This window comes from Janibacter corallicola NBRC 107790 (assembly GCF_001570965.1).
GTDB classification, from domain to species: Bacteria; Actinomycetota; Actinomycetes; order Actinomycetales; family Dermatophilaceae; genus Janibacter; species Janibacter corallicola.
This window is the reverse complement of sequence record NZ_BCSR01000001.1, coordinates 20,713-33,868: the sequence shown is the minus strand read 5'-3', so window position 1 is coordinate 33,868 and position 13,156 is coordinate 20,713. Positions and strand designations below refer to the sequence as shown.

Below are 13,156 nucleotides of genomic sequence, written 5' to 3'. Positions count from 1 at the left end.
CATGAGCCACCACACCCTTCGGCCGCGGCTGCGCACCGCCATCGCCTCCGCCCTCACGCTCCCGCTCGTGGCCGTGCTGGCCACCGGAGCCCGGGCCGCGGACGGTGACCTCACCGTCGAGGACCTGCCCCACGTCAGTGACAGCGAGGTGGCGAGCCATCGGAAGGCGATCGACGTGCCGGAGATCAAGGCCATCGACGTCCCGAAGATCTCCACCTTCACGCCCGAGGTCGAGACCGAGGGCGGGGAGACCGTCGTCAGCCTCGACACCGACGTCCTCTTCCGCTTCGCGGACGCCAAGCTGACGCCCACGGCGGCCCGCGCGGTCGTCAAGGCCGTGCAGGCGGTCCCCGACGGCGCCGAGGTGACCGTCGTCGGCCACACCGATTCGGTCGGATCCGAGCAGTCGAACCAGAAGCTCTCGCGGGAGCGTGCCGATGCCGTGGCCGCGGCCATCACGAAGGAGCGCGCCGGCCTGGACCTCACCGTCGAGGGCAGGGGCGAGAGCGACCCGGTCGCGGCCAACACGAAGGGAGGGGAGGACAACCCGGAGGGTCGGATGAAGAACCGCCGGGTGGAGATCAGGTACGCCGGGTGATCGGCACAGACGGGGGGCGCCGCCCCCTTGGGTAGTAGTCACCATGTCGGCCGCCATCGGCCGGGCATAGGGTTCACGTCACAACAGCTGAGATTGACAGGGGAGACATTCCGCCATGAGCACGCCACCGCAGGGTCCGCAGTCCAACCAGCCGGGCGGCCAGTCGCCGCCCCCTCCGGGGTACGGTCCGCCCAGCCAGGGCGGCGCGCAGCCGCCGCCTCCCCCCGGGTACGGCCCGCCGCAGGGTCAGCCGGCCGCGCCGCAGAACGCCGGCCCGGCGCAGGAGTGGGGCTACCCCTCCACCCCGCCGAAGAAGTCGCGCACCAAGACCTGGGTCGCCCTCGGTGTCGCGGGTGCGTTCGCCCTCGCGCTGTGCGGCGGGGGCGGGCTCTTCGCCTACTCCAAGCTCGGCGGGGGCGGCCCGCAGCCCGAGACCGCGCTGCCGGCCGAGACCATCGGCTACGTCAAGGTCGACCTCGACCCCTCGGCGGACCAGAAGGTGGACATGGTCCGGTTCGCCAACAAGTTCCCCGCCTTCAAGGACGAGATCGGGACGCTCGACGAGGACGACGACCTGCGCAAGCAGATCTTCGAGAGCATCCAGGAAGAGGGAGGCCTCGAGGACGTCGACTACGAGAAGGACGTCGAGCCGTGGCTCGGCAAGCGTTTCGCCGTCGCTGCGCTGCCCTCCGACGACGGCAGCGGTCCGCAGCCGGTGATTGTCCTCGCCAGCGAGGACAAGGAGGCGGCTGAGGAGGGGCTGTCGAAGATGACCGACGGGGACGGGTACTGCAGCGTCCAGGACGACTTCGCCCTGTGCGGTGAGGAGCAGTCGGTCGTGGACGACGCCGTCACGGGAGCCGAGGAGGGCAGCCTGGCCGACGACGAGGAGTTCTCCCAGGACATGGACGACCTCGGTGAGGACGGCATCGCGAGCGCCTGGTTCGACATGAGCAAGGCCAAGGAGCTGGACCCCGCGATGAGCTCGGCGAGCACCGAGGGCCGCATCGCCATGGCGCTGCGCTTCGACGGGCCCACGGTGGAGCTGGCCGGCCGGATGAACGGCCTGCCCGAGGAGTCCGTCCCCAGCGGTGACGGCACCTCCGTCGAGGCACTGCCCGAGGACACCGCCGCCGCCCTGGGGATCGCGGGCCTGGACGACTCGATCACGAGCGCCTGGCCCGAGGTGGAGAAGAACCTCGACGACGTCATGGGCCCGTCCTGGCAGCAGGACATCGAGACCCAGACGGGGCTCCAGGTGCCGGAGGACATCGCCAAGGCGCTCGGCAGCGACACCGTGCTGTCCGTCGGTGCGGACCCCACCACCCCCAAGGTCGCTCTGCGCACCAACGGTGACCGCTCCACCATCGACGACATGGTCGAGCTGATCCAGGGTCCGGACACGAGCAGCTACCCCAGCAGCTACTCCAGCGGCGGCCCGCAGGTGTTCGTCAAGGACGGCGACGAGGACCGGGTCGTGGTCTCCAACGACGAGGGTTACGCCGAGGAGGTCGCCAGCGGCTCCGGCCTCGGTGACTCGGAGGCCTTCAAGGACGCCGTCCCGGACGCGGACAAGGCCAGCGTGGTCGGCTTCGTCGACATCGCCTCGCTCGTGGAGAACTACGGAGGGGAGATGGACGCGGACGAGCGTGCCAACGCGGAGGTCCTCTCCGCCGTCGGGTTCTCGGCCTCCGGCGAGGACGACCACGCGGACTTCTCCGTGCGCCTGACCACGAAGTGACCTCCGGGGGAGGCAGGATGTGGGCGTGAGCATCTCTGAGCAGAGCGACCGCGTCCGCGAGCGTCGAGGGGCCTTCTGGCAGGGCCTCGGCGAGCTGAACGACCCGATGGGAGCGCAGGGAACGGCCGACCAGCCGTCCCTGTGGCCCTCGGGTCGTTCGGCCTATCGCCACGTCGTGACGCGGCATGCGGGCATCGTGACCACCGAGGGGCTGAGCGACCCTGACCCCGCCGGCGGAGGGCTCGGTCTGGGCGTCGAGCTCTACGTCGAGGGGCGTGAGCTCGTCGACGGGATGGACAGCGACGGCGCCTGGCTCGTCGGCGCCCTCGAGGAGGCCGCGGGGGCCTTCGCCGGTGCGGCGGAGACGCTGCCCGCGGCGCTGGCCGAGCACGGCCTGCTCTCCCTGGAGCTCTCCGGGCAGGGCGCCCCGGAGGGGTGGAGCGCCGACGGGCGGATGGGGGCCCTGCTCGGGGTGCCGCTGCCCGGCCGCCCGCGGGAGCTCGAGGTCGACGGGGGCGTGGTGCGCATGCTGTGCCTGTCCCCCCTTCGTCCCTCCGAGCTGGCGGTGATCGACGCGGAGGGACCCGCCGGCCGACAGCGGGTGGCCGACGCGCTGACCGCCTCGGGTTGGTACTCCTACGCGGAGACGGTGCGCGAACCGGTGCTCTGACCCGGTCCCGGTCACGCCCGGCGTGGCCGTACCGCGCCGGTGACCGCCCACCGGTCGCCGCGGATGCGCCAGGCCATGAAGCCGCCGCGCACGAGCATGAAGCCGGTGAAGGCCAGCCACAGCGCGAAGACCGCGGCGGAGTCGCCGTGGTCCCCGCCGAGCACCCTGGTCAGCCAGATGATCGGCAGGTAGGCGAGGAGCACGAGGATCATCGAGCCGGCGAGCCAGCGTCCGTCACCGGCCCCGATGAGCACGCCGTCGACGACGAAGACGTACCCGGAGAGCGGCTGGGCGAGCGCGATGACGATCAGGCCCGCCGCGATACCGGCCCGCACCTGGGGGTCCTGGGTGAAGAGCACCGGCAGGACCCGGTGGAGGGCGAGGACGACGAGCCCGAGGAGGACCCCGCCCCAGACACCCCACCGCACCATGAGGCCGGTGGCGGCGCGCGCCCGGCCGGCGTCACCGCTGCCGAGCGCCGCTCCGGTGAGGGCCTGCCCGGCGATGGCGAGGGCGTCGAGGGCGAAGGTGAGCAGCGACCAGACCGTCGTCGTCACCTGGTAGGCCGCGAGCGGCACGTCGCCGAAGTCTGCGGCGACCGCGACGGTCAGCAGGATGATCGCGCGCAGCGCGAGGGTGCGCACGAGCAGCGGGGCGCCGTCCAGCGCCGCGTCCAGGACCCGGCCCACGTGCGGGCGCAGCGAGGCCGAGACCGCGTGGCCCTCCCGCAGCACGACGGCGAGCAGCCCGAGGGCCATGCCCCACTGGGCGATGACGGTGCCCCACGCCGCGCCGGCGATGCCCATCCCGACGCCGAGGACGAGCAGCACGCTGAGCAGGGCGTTGCCGCCGAAGCCCAGGACGGAGGCGATGAGCGGGGTCCGGGTGTCCTGCAGCCCGCGCAGGATGCCGGTCGCGGCGAGGACGAGGAGCATCGCCGGCAGCCCGAGGGCGCTGATGCGCAGGTAGGTGATCGCCTGCTCCAGCGCAGCGGGCGAGGAGCCGAAGGCCGCGGCCAGCCAGGGCGCGAGGCCTCCGACGACGAAACCGCCGAGCACGCCGAGGGCGGCGGCGAGCCACACCCCGCCCGTGCCGACCTCGATGGCGCCGCGGACCGAGCCGGCGCCGTACTGCCGGGCGACGACACTCGTCGTGCCGTAGGCGAGGAAGACGAAGACCCCCGCCGCGGTGAGCATGACCGAGCTGGCCGTCCCGAGCCCCGCGAGGGGGACCACCCCGAGCCGGCCGACGACGGCGGCGTCCACCATGAGGAAGAGCGGCTCGGCGACGAGCGCGAGGAAGGCCGGGACCGCCAGCGAGAGGACCTCTCGGGGGCTGGCGGAGGGCGCCGTTCCGGGTGGGGTCTCGGGCATGGACCCCATTGTGCGTCAACGCTCGTCGAGCATCAGATCGATCGTGTAGTCCTCGGCCCGGTAGGCGTGGTCGCCGAACTCGATGGCCGCCCCCCGGGCGTCGAAGGCCATCCGGGTCATCGTGAGCACCGGCTGACCGCCGCCGAGGTCCAGGGTGCGGCGTTCCGCGGGGTTCGGCATCCGCGCGCCGATCGACTGCCGGGCCACCGCCGGCTTGACACCGCGCCGGCGCAGCAGGGCGTAGAGCCCGTCCTCGGCCAGCTCCTCGGGCGTGATGTCGGCGTGCGCCGGTGGGAGCCAGTTGTGCATCAGGGCGAGCGGCACCCCACCGGCGGAGCGCACCCGCCGGATCGAGAGCAGTCCCGTCCCCGGGGGAAGGTCGAGGGCCGCGGCGGCGCGCTCGTCGGCGCGCACCTCCATCTCGAGTACCCGGGTGCGGGGGGCCCTCCCTTCGGCCTCGAGGTCGTCGAAGAGCGAGGTGAGGCCGGCGCGCCGGTGGATCTTGCGGTTGGCGACGGTCGTGCCGAGGCCCCGGCGGCGCACGAGCAGGCCCTGGTCGACCATCTGGGCGATCGCCCGGCGCACCGTCGGTCGGGAGACCCCGAGCCGCTGGGCGAGGGCCACCTCGTTCTCGAAGGGGTCCCCGGACTGCAGCCGGCCGTCCTCGATGGCGTCGGTCATCTGCCGGGCGAGCTGGTGGTAGAGCGGGACCGGGGACTCCCGGTCCAGGGCCACCTGGAGCTGCAGCGCCGACATGTCGCGCAGCATAGCCCGGGCCCACCCTCGGGGCCCGGACATCCGGAGTAACGAATGTCCTGACAAAGCATTGACATGGGCCGAACATGCGGCGAGAGTGATCCGGACACTCACCGGACGCGAAGGAGCGCCCCACGATGCGGATCGGACTGGCCGGCCTCGGCCGGATCGGAGCCTTCCACGCCGAGACCCTGCTGGCCCTGCCCGAGGTCGAGGAGCTGGTCGTCACGGACGCCCGGCCGGAGGTGGCCGCCGCCGTGGTCCAGCGGTTGCAGGAGGCGTACCCGACGAAGGGGGTCCACCTCGCCCCGTCCGCCGAGGAGCTGCTGGCGCAGCAGCCGGAGGGCGTCGTCGTCGCGACGAGCACGGGTGAGCACGGCGGGTGGGTCCGGCGCTGTCTGGCCGCGGGGGTCCCCGTCTTCTGCGAGAAGCCGGTGGCCGCCGACCTGGCCGAGACCATCGAGCTGGCGGCGCTCGCCGCGGGCAGCGAGGTGCCGGTGCACGTCGGCTTCCAGCGTCGTCTCGATGCCGGTTACCGACGCGCCCGGGAGTCCGTGGCCTCCGGTGAGCTGGGCTTCGTGCACACGATCCGGGCCAACACCCACGACCAGGACGCCCCGCCGGCGGCCTTCATCGCGACCTCCGGCGGCATCTTCCGGGACTGCAGCGTCCACGACGTCGACGCGGTCCGCTTCGTCACCGGGAGCGAGGTCGCCCGCGTCTACGCCACGGGCGCCAACAAGGGGGAGCCCTACATCCGCGAGGCGGGCGACGTCGACACCGGCGCGGCGCTGCTCACCCTCGAGGACGACACGCTCGTGCTCATGTCCACGACACGGCACAACGGCGCCGGTCACGACGTGCGCATGGAGGTCATGGGTGAGCGGGGCACGATCGCCGTCGGGCTGGATCACTCGCTGGCCGCGCGCAGCGCCGAGCCGGACGTGGCCTTCCCCCACGGGCCGCAGAAGTGGTCCTTCATGGAGCGTTTCCAGCCCGCCTACGAGGCGGAGCTGGCCGCCTTCCTCGAGGTCGCCGCCGGCACACGGCCCAGTCCGTGCACCGTCGCCGACGCCCTCGAGGCCTTCCGGGTCGCCGAGGCCTGCGAGATCTCCCGGCACGAGGGCCGCCCGGTGGGCCTCGCCGAGATCCCCACCACGACGAGCGTGAGGACGAGCGCATGAGCAGCACGAGGACACCGCTGCGGGAGCGGATCGCCGCCGCCCCCATCTCCTGGGGGGTCTGCGAGGTCCCCGGGTGGGGCTGGCAGCACGCGCCGGCGACCGTGCTGGAGCAGATGCGCAGCCTGGGCCTGGTCGCGACCGAGTTCGGGCCGGAGGGTTTCCTGCCCGATGCGCCGGAGGCCAAGGCCGCCACCCTGGCCGCGCACGGCCTGGCCGCCGTCGGCCAGTTCGTCCCCGTCGTGCTGCACGACCCGGGGGTGGACCCCCTTCGCCTCGTGGAGGCCGCGATGACCGGGTTGCTCGCCGCCGGCGCCTCCACCCTCGTCCTCGCCGCGGCGACCGGCGCCGAGGGCTACGACGACCGGCCGGAGCTCGACGATGCGGGCTGGGCCACGCTGCTGGGCAACCTGGACCGCATCGACGAGGCCGCGAGCGCCCGCGGACTGCTGGCCACCCTCCACCCGCACGTCGGCACGATGGTCGAGTCCGGGGAGGAGACCGAGCGGGTGCTCGAGGGCAGTCGGATCGGGCTCTGCCTGGACACCGGCCACCTGCTCATCGGTGGCGGCGACCCGGTCGCGCTGGCCCGGCGGCACCCCGAGCGGATCGGTCACGTCCACCTCAAGGACGTCGATCTGGCCCTGGCCCGGCGGGTGCAGCGCGGCGAGCTGCCCTACACCGAGGCGGTCGCCGCGGGGATGTACGTCGCCCTCGGCGCGGGCGACGTCGACGTCGCCGCGATCATCGACTCGCTCGAGGAGGCCGGTTACGCCGGCTGGTACGTGCTGGAGCAGGACACGATCCTCGCGGGGGACCCGGCCGACCCGGCGACCGCCGCAGGACCGGACCCCGTCGCGGACGTGCGCACGTCGGTGGGGTACCTCGAGGCGGTGGCTGCGTGATGCGGGACCTGATCGCCATGGGGCGGACCGGCGTGGACATCTACCCCCTCGACCACGGGGTGCCACTGGAGGAGGTGCGCACCTTCGAGAAGTTCCTCGGCGGCTCGGCCACCAACGTCGCCGTCGCGGCCGCGCGGCACGGGCTGGACGCGGCCCTGGTGACCAAGACCGGGGCCGACGCGTTCGGCCGGTACGTGCGGGCCGAGGCCGAGCGGCTCGGCGTCGCCGTCGAGCACATCACGCCGCTGACGGGGGAGGGGCCGCCGACGCCGGTGACCTTCTGCGAGGTGCACCCGCCGGATGACTTCCCGCTGTACTTCTACCGCTACCCGACGGCGCCGGACCTGATGCTCGCCGAGGCCGACCTGCCGCTGGCGCAGATCCGCGAGGCGGAGGTCTTCTGGGTCACCGGGACCGGGCTGTGCCGCGAACCCTCCCGCGCCACCCACCACCGCGCCCTGGCCGAGCGGGGTCGGGCCCGGCACACCGTGCTCGACCTGGACTACCGACCGATGTTCTGGGAGCACCCCGAGGAAGCCACCCGCGAGGCCTCCCGGGCGCTGGAGCAGGTCACCATCGCCATCGGCAACCAGCAGGAGTGCGAGGTCGCCGTCGGCGAGAGGGACCCGCACCGCGCCGCCGACGCCCTGCTCGAGCGGGGTCTGGAGCTGGCCGTCGTCAAGCAGGGGCCGAAGGGGGTCCTCGCCGCCACCCGCGAGGAGCGGGTCGAGGTCCCGCCCCACGAGGTGGAGGTCGTCAACGGCCTCGGCGCCGGCGACGCCTTCGGGGGCGCGCTCGTCCACGGCCTGCTGCGGGGGGCCGGCCTGCGCGAGATGCTGGAGTTCGCCAACGTCGCGGGGGCGATCGTCGCCTCCCGGCTGGAGTGCAGCACCGCAATGCCGACCACCGCGGAGGTCGAGGCCGACCTGGCCCGGTGGCGGGCGAAGGGGGTCACGGCGTGAGCGCGCAGCAGCAGGTCGAGGTGGACATCGCCTCCCTCACCGGGATCCGGGCGGGCGACCCGGGCGCGATCGCCCGCGGCTGGGCCGCGCGGGAGCGCCGTGAGCTGCTGGGCCCGGACGGTCGGCTGCTGCTCGTCGCCGCCGACCACCCCGCCCGGGGGGCCCTCGGCGTGCGCGGCGAACCCCGTGCCATGGCCTCCCGCTCGGACCTGCTCCGTCGGCTGGCCACCGCCCTCGCCCGTCCGGGGGTCGACGGCGTGCTCGGCACCCCGGACGTGCTCGACGACCTGCTGCTCATGGGGGCTCTCGAGGGCAAGGTCGTCATCGGGTCGATGAACCGCTCCGGCCTGCAGGGGGCGGTCTTCGAGATGGACGACCGCTTCACCGCCTACACCCCCGAGGAGATCGCCGCGCGGGGGCTGGAGGGCGGCAAGATGCTCACCCGGATCGACCTGGCCGACCCGGGCACCGCCGCGACCCTCGAGGCCTGCGGGCGGGCGGTCACCGCCCTGGCGACACAGGGCTCGCTGGCGATGGTCGAACCCTTCTGGAGCACCCGGCGCGAGGGCCGGGTGGTCAACCTGCTCGACCCGGACAGCACCATCGCCTCGATGGCGGTCGCTTCCGGTCTCGGCGCGAGCAGCGCCCACACCTGGCTGAAGGTCCCGGTCACCTCGGAGCTGGAGCGGGTCATGGACGCGACGACCCTGCCGACGGTGCTCCTCGGGGGCGACCCGACCGGCGACCCGGAGCAGACCTATGACTCCTGGGGGCGCGCTCTCGCCGTGCCGCAGGTGCGCGGCCTCGTCGTGGGCCGGGCGTTGCTCCACCCCAGGGACGGCGACGTCGCAGCCGCCGTCGACACCGCCGCCGATCTCGTCCACGGAGGAGGCTCGCGATGACCGACCGGCACGCCCCGCGCACCGGAGCCGACAACGACCGGTGGTACCACCCCTTCGCGCCCCGCGGTGGGGACTGGGCGGTCGAGCTGACCCCGGACCTGCGGGACTGGGCGCACACCTCCCTTCGCGTGGCCACGCTCGCCGACGGCGCGAGCCTCACCCACCGGTCGGCGGGTGAGGAGCTCGTCGTGGTCCCGCTCGTCGGGGGCGCCGTGGTGACCGTCGACGGGACGGACCACGAGCTCGCCGGACGCGGCAGCGTCTTCGCCGGGCCGACCGACAGCCTGTACGTCCCGGCCGGCCGGGGGCTGACGCTCCGGGCGAAGGGGGCCGCCCGCATCGCCGTCTGCGGCGCCCGGGTGCAGGACCCCACCGGGGGCGACCGGTCGGTGGTGCTGCTGCCCGCCGGCGAGGTGCCGGTCGAGCTGCGCGGGGCCGGGACCTGCTCCCGGGAGGTGCGCGGCATCGGCATGCCGGACACGCTGCCGGACGCCGAGCAGATCCTCGTCTGCGAGGTGCTCACCCCCGCCGGGGGCTGGAGCTCCTACCCGCCGCACAAGCACGACACCCACCGGCCCGGTGAGGAGTCGGTGCTCGAGGAGATCTACTACTTCGAGACCCAGGCCGTCGGCGACGCCGCCGCCGGTCGGGCGCCGCTGACCCGCGGCACGGACCGCGCGGACGGCCGGCGGCCGGTCGGCTACCAGCAGGTCTACGCCGCCGACGAGCGGGAGGTCGACGTGCTCGTCGAGGTGCGCACCGGTGACGTCGTCCTCGTCCCGCACGGCTGGCACGGTCCGGCGATGGCGGCGCCGGACGCCGACCTGTACTACCTCAACGTCATGGCCGGGCCCGGGCAGGAGCGGGTCTGGCTCATCTGCGACGACCCGGCCCACGTCGCGGTCCGGGAGGACTGGCGGGGTCAGGCCGTGGACCCGAGGTTGCCGTTCGGCCCTTCGCCCTTCGAGGCTCGCAAGCTCGCACCTCAGGACCCGGCTCGGCGCTCGCACCTCAGGGACCGAGGTGGACGATGAGTAGGACCGTGCGGCTCACCGTTGCCCAGGCGGTGGTGCGCTTCCTCGGGCAGCAGCGCAGCGAGCGGGACGGGCAGGTCCGGCCACTCTTCGCCGGCTGCCTGGGGATCTTCGGGCACGGCAACGTCGCGGGTGTCGGGCAGGCGCTGCTGCAGGAGGAGCTGGCCGCCGGGGAGCGCCCGGGCGGGATCACCGAGCGTCTCGGTCACGGCCTGCCCTACGTGCTGGCCCGCAACGAGCAGGCCATGGTGCACACGGCCGTCGCCTATGCCCGCCAGCAGGACCGGCTCCAGACCTGGGCCTGCACCGCGTCGGTGGGGCCGGGGAGCACGAACATGCTCACCGGGGCCGCGCTGGCGACGATCAACCGGCTGCCGGTGCTGCTGCTGCCCTCCTCGACCTTCGCCACCCGGGCGGCCGGACCGCTGCTGCAGGAGCTGGAGTCGCCCCACGCCGGGGACGCGGTCGTCAACGACGCCTTCCGGCCGCTCTCCCGCTTCTACGACGAGGTGCGCCGCCCCGAGCAGCTGCCGAGCATCCTGCTCGCCGCGGTGCGGGTGCTCACCGACCCGGCGGAGACCGGCGCGGTGACGATCTCGCTGCCCCAGGACGTCCAGGCCGAGGCCCACGACTGGCCGGTCGAGCTCTTCGAGGAGCGGGTCCACCACGTCGCCCGGCCGCCCGCCGAACCGAGCCGGATCACCGAGGCCGCGCGCATCATCCGCTCCGCCGAGCGACCGATGATCGTCGCCGGCGGCGGGGTGCACCACTCCGGCGCGGAGGAGGCGCTCTCCCGGTTGGCCTCCGTGAGCGGCATCCCCGTCGCGGAGACCCAGGCGGGCAAGGGCTCCCTCCTGCACGGGCACCCGCGCCTCGTCGGAGCGGTCGGCTCCACCGGAACCACCGCCGCCAACGCGCTCGCCCGCCGGGCCGACGTCGTCATCGGTGTCGGCACCCGCTACCAGGACTTCACGACCGCGAGCCGGACCGCCTTCGCCGCGGACGGGGTGCGCTTCGTCAACCTCAACATCGCCCCCTTCGACGCGGCGAAGCACGCCGGTCTGATGGTCGTCGGCGACGCCCGCGAGGCGCTCGCGGCCCTCGCCGAGGAGCTCGGGGACTGGTCGGTCGCCGAGGACTACCGCGGGGAGCAGACCCGGCTCTGGGCCGAGTGGGACGCACGGGTGGAGGCCGGCCACCACCCTCCGCCCGAGATCACCGACCGGCTGGCCGAGGGTGTGCTCACCCAGGGCAGCGTCCTCGGGGCGGTCAACGAGCACAGCGACCCGCGCGACGTGGTCCTCTGCGCGGCCGGCTCGATGCCCGGCGACCTGCACAAGACCTGGCGGGTCCGCGAGCGGCGGGCCTACCACGTGGAGTACGGCTACTCCTGCATGGGCTACGAGATACCCGCCGCCATCGGGATCCGGCTGGCCGACCCGAGCCGGGACGTCTTCGCGATGGTCGGTGACGGCGGCTACCTGATGATGCCGACCGAGCTCGTCACCGCGGTGCAGGAGGGGGTCAAGGTCATCGTCGTGCTCGTGCAGAACCACGGCTTCCACTCCATCGGCTCGCTCTCCCAGGAGCTGGGATCGCAGCGCTTCGGGACCTCCTACCGCGCACGCGACCCGCGCACCGGGCGGCTCGAGGGGGAGCACCTCCCGGTCGACCTCGCCGCCAATGCCCGCTCCCTCGGAGCCCACGTCATCGAGGTGACCGACGAGGAGGGCCTCGCCGCGGCCGTCCGGGAGGCGAAGGGGGCACCGACCGACGGCGGCCCGGTGCTCATCCACGTGCGCACCGACCCGGGCGTGCCCGCCCCGGACTCGCAGTCCTGGTGGGACGTGCCGGTCAGCGAGGTCAGCGAGCTGGCGAGCACCCGCTGCGCCCGCGAGGAGTACGTCCGACACAAGGAGGGCCAACAGGCCCACCTCACCCCGACCGACCGGTCGAGGGGCCACACTCACAACTGAATCAGCGGTGCCCGGACCGGGCACCGTCCCCGACCGTTCCGTCGCAGCGTCGCGACGGACGCAGAGAAAGGCACCGACCATGTCTCGTTTCACTCGACCGGCCGTCATCACGACGGCTGCCGTGGCCGCACTGGCGCTCGCGGCGTGCTCGTCGACCGGGGGGAAGCAGGAGACCGAGGGCGGGGGCGGCGGTGGGGGTGGCGCCGGAACCGAGGAGATCACCGTCGCGATGGTCACCCACGCCGCTCCCGGCGACACCTTCTGGGACCAGGTCCGCAAGGGCGCCGAGGACGCGGCCAAGAAGGACAACGTCAAGCTCCAGTACACCGCGGACCCGAACGGCGCGAACCAGGCCCGGCTCGTCCAGCAGGCGGCCGACAAGGGCGTCGACGGCATCGCCGTGACCCTGGCCAAGCCGCAGGCCATGAAGAGCAATGTCGAGCAGGCCGTCGACGCCGACATCCCGGTCGTCGCGCTCAACGCGGGCATGGGGGAGTGGAAGGACATGGGCGTCCTCTCCTTCTTCGGTCAGGACGACGAGCTGGCGGGCGAGGCCGCCGGCGAGCGTCTCGACGAGGAGAAGGCCGGCAAGACCCTCTGCGTCATCCACGAGCAGGGTCACGTCGGGTTGGAGGCCCGCTGCGCCGGCGCCGCGAAGAAGTTCGACAAGATCGAGAAGATCTACGTCAAGGGCACCGACTCGGCCAACGTGCAGTCCACGATCACCGCGAAGCTGCAGGAGGACAACAAGATCACCCACGTGCTCACGCTGGGCGCCCCCTTCGCGATGATCGCGCTGAAGTCGGTGGACGAGGCCAGCAGCGACGCGAAGGTGGCCACCTTCGACCTCAACGACGAGGCGCTGCAGGCGATCAAGGACGGCGACATCATCTGGGCGGTCGACCAGCAGCCCTACGTCCAGGGCTACGAGGCCGTGGACTCGCTGTGGCTGCGGGCGACCAAGGGCGCCTCGATCGGCGGTGGCCAGCCGGTCCTGACCGGGCCCGCCTTCGTGGACGAGAAGAACGTCGATCTGCTGCTGAAGAAGTGATCTGGTC

Annotated in this window: 12 protein-coding genes; 10 read left to right on the top strand and 2 right to left on the bottom strand. The window is 73.4% G+C overall.

What is annotated here, in order from left to right; translation table 11 throughout:
- Position 1: 1 nt before the first annotated feature.
- The 3 genes from JCO01S_RS00155 to JCO01S_RS00145 all read left to right on the top strand — a co-directional run bounded on the left by JCO01S_RS00155 (position 2) and on the right by JCO01S_RS00145 (position 3,009).
- Complete coding sequence (locus tag JCO01S_RS00155; protein WP_169796874.1) at positions 2 to 598, top strand: OmpA family protein; 597 nt, start codon at positions 2 to 4, stop codon at positions 596 to 598.
- Between the two features lie 115 nt (positions 599 to 713).
- A complete protein-coding gene (locus JCO01S_RS00150; protein WP_068249235.1) occupies positions 714 to 2,339 on the top strand; it encodes a DUF3352 domain-containing protein in 1,626 nt (541 codons plus the stop codon).
- Positions 2,340 to 2,364: 25 nt separating this feature from the next.
- Positions 2,365 to 3,009: a hypothetical protein gene (locus JCO01S_RS00145; protein WP_068249234.1), complete on the top strand. Its 645-nt coding sequence runs from the start codon at positions 2,365 to 2,367 to the stop codon at positions 3,007 to 3,009.
- Between the two features lie 11 nt (positions 3,010 to 3,020).
- Here JCO01S_RS00145 and JCO01S_RS00140 read toward each other — a convergent pair whose 3' ends face one another.
- Together JCO01S_RS00140 and JCO01S_RS00135 are read right to left on the bottom strand one after the other, a co-directional pair.
- Positions 3,021 to 4,382, bottom strand: a complete 1,362-nt coding sequence (locus JCO01S_RS00140) for an MATE family efflux transporter (protein WP_157074410.1) — start codon at positions 4,380 to 4,382, stop codon at positions 3,021 to 3,023.
- Positions 4,383 to 4,397: 15 nt separating this feature from the next.
- A complete protein-coding gene (locus JCO01S_RS00135) occupies positions 4,398 to 5,138 on the bottom strand; it encodes a GntR family transcriptional regulator (protein ID WP_068249596.1) in 741 nt (246 codons plus the stop codon).
- 137 nt (positions 5,139 to 5,275) lie between these two features.
- Here JCO01S_RS00135 and JCO01S_RS00130 point away from each other — a divergent pair, with 137 nt between their 5' ends.
- From JCO01S_RS00130 to JCO01S_RS00100, 7 genes are all read left to right on the top strand, one after another.
- Positions 5,276 to 6,322, top strand: coding sequence for a Gfo/Idh/MocA family protein (locus JCO01S_RS00130; RefSeq protein WP_068249231.1), 1,047 nt, complete (start codon positions 5,276 to 5,278; stop codon positions 6,320 to 6,322).
- Complete coding sequence (locus tag JCO01S_RS00125; protein ID WP_068249229.1) at positions 6,319 to 7,224, top strand: TIM barrel protein; 906 nt, start codon at positions 6,319 to 6,321, stop codon at positions 7,222 to 7,224. The genes JCO01S_RS00130 and JCO01S_RS00125 overlap by 4 nt, the downstream gene beginning before the upstream one ends.
- Positions 7,224 to 8,186: a 5-dehydro-2-deoxygluconokinase gene (gene iolC / locus JCO01S_RS00120; RefSeq protein ID WP_068249594.1), complete on the top strand. Its 963-nt coding sequence runs from the start codon at positions 7,224 to 7,226 to the stop codon at positions 8,184 to 8,186. Before JCO01S_RS00125 ends, iolC begins: the two co-directional genes overlap by 1 nt.
- Positions 8,183 to 9,088 carry a Cgl0159 family (beta/alpha)8-fold protein gene (locus JCO01S_RS00115; RefSeq protein WP_068249591.1) on the top strand — a complete coding sequence of 302 codons (906 nt, stop codon included), beginning with the start codon at positions 8,183 to 8,185 and terminating at the stop codon, positions 9,086 to 9,088. The genes iolC and JCO01S_RS00115 overlap by 4 nt, the downstream gene beginning before the upstream one ends.
- Positions 9,085 to 10,122, top strand: a complete 1,038-nt coding sequence (iolB, locus tag JCO01S_RS00110) for a 5-deoxy-glucuronate isomerase (protein ID WP_084342505.1) — start codon at positions 9,085 to 9,087, stop codon at positions 10,120 to 10,122. Before JCO01S_RS00115 ends, iolB begins: the two co-directional genes overlap by 4 nt.
- Positions 10,119 to 12,098: a 3D-(3,5/4)-trihydroxycyclohexane-1,2-dione acylhydrolase (decyclizing) gene (gene iolD, locus JCO01S_RS00105; protein ID WP_068249227.1), complete on the top strand. Its 1,980-nt coding sequence runs from the start codon at positions 10,119 to 10,121 to the stop codon at positions 12,096 to 12,098. The genes iolB and iolD overlap by 4 nt, the downstream gene beginning before the upstream one ends.
- Positions 12,099 to 12,177: 79 nt before the next feature.
- Positions 12,178 to 13,149, top strand: a complete 972-nt coding sequence (locus JCO01S_RS00100; protein WP_068249225.1) for a sugar ABC transporter substrate-binding protein — start codon at positions 12,178 to 12,180, stop codon at positions 13,147 to 13,149.
- Positions 13,150 to 13,156: the final 7 nt, after the last annotated feature.

What these genes read in the sequence shown, in the direction of transcription:
- JCO01S_RS00125 (WP_068249229.1), top strand. Translation starts at nt 6,319, where the DNA reads ATGAGCAGCACGAGGACACCGCTGCGGGAGCGGATCGCCGCCGCCCCC.
- JCO01S_RS00135 (WP_068249596.1), bottom strand. Translation starts at nt 5,138, where the DNA reads ATGTCGGCGCTGCAGCTCCAGGTGGCCCTGGACCGGGAGTCCCCGGTC.
- iolB (WP_084342505.1), top strand. Translation starts at nt 9,085, where the DNA reads ATGACCGACCGGCACGCCCCGCGCACCGGAGCCGACAACGACCGGTGG.
- JCO01S_RS00155 (WP_169796874.1), top strand. Translation starts at nt 2, where the DNA reads ATGAGCCACCACACCCTTCGGCCGCGGCTGCGCACCGCCATCGCCTCC.
- iolD (WP_068249227.1), top strand. Translation starts at nt 10,119, where the DNA reads ATGAGTAGGACCGTGCGGCTCACCGTTGCCCAGGCGGTGGTGCGCTTC.
- JCO01S_RS00130 (WP_068249231.1), top strand. Translation starts at nt 5,276, where the DNA reads ATGCGGATCGGACTGGCCGGCCTCGGCCGGATCGGAGCCTTCCACGCC.
- JCO01S_RS00140 (WP_157074410.1), bottom strand. Translation starts at nt 4,382, where the DNA reads ATGCCCGAGACCCCACCCGGAACGGCGCCCTCCGCCAGCCCCCGAGAG.
- JCO01S_RS00100 (WP_068249225.1), top strand. Translation starts at nt 12,178, where the DNA reads ATGTCTCGTTTCACTCGACCGGCCGTCATCACGACGGCTGCCGTGGCC.
- JCO01S_RS00150 (WP_068249235.1), top strand. Translation starts at nt 714, where the DNA reads ATGAGCACGCCACCGCAGGGTCCGCAGTCCAACCAGCCGGGCGGCCAG.
- iolC (WP_068249594.1), top strand. Translation starts at nt 7,224, where the DNA reads ATGCGGGACCTGATCGCCATGGGGCGGACCGGCGTGGACATCTACCCC.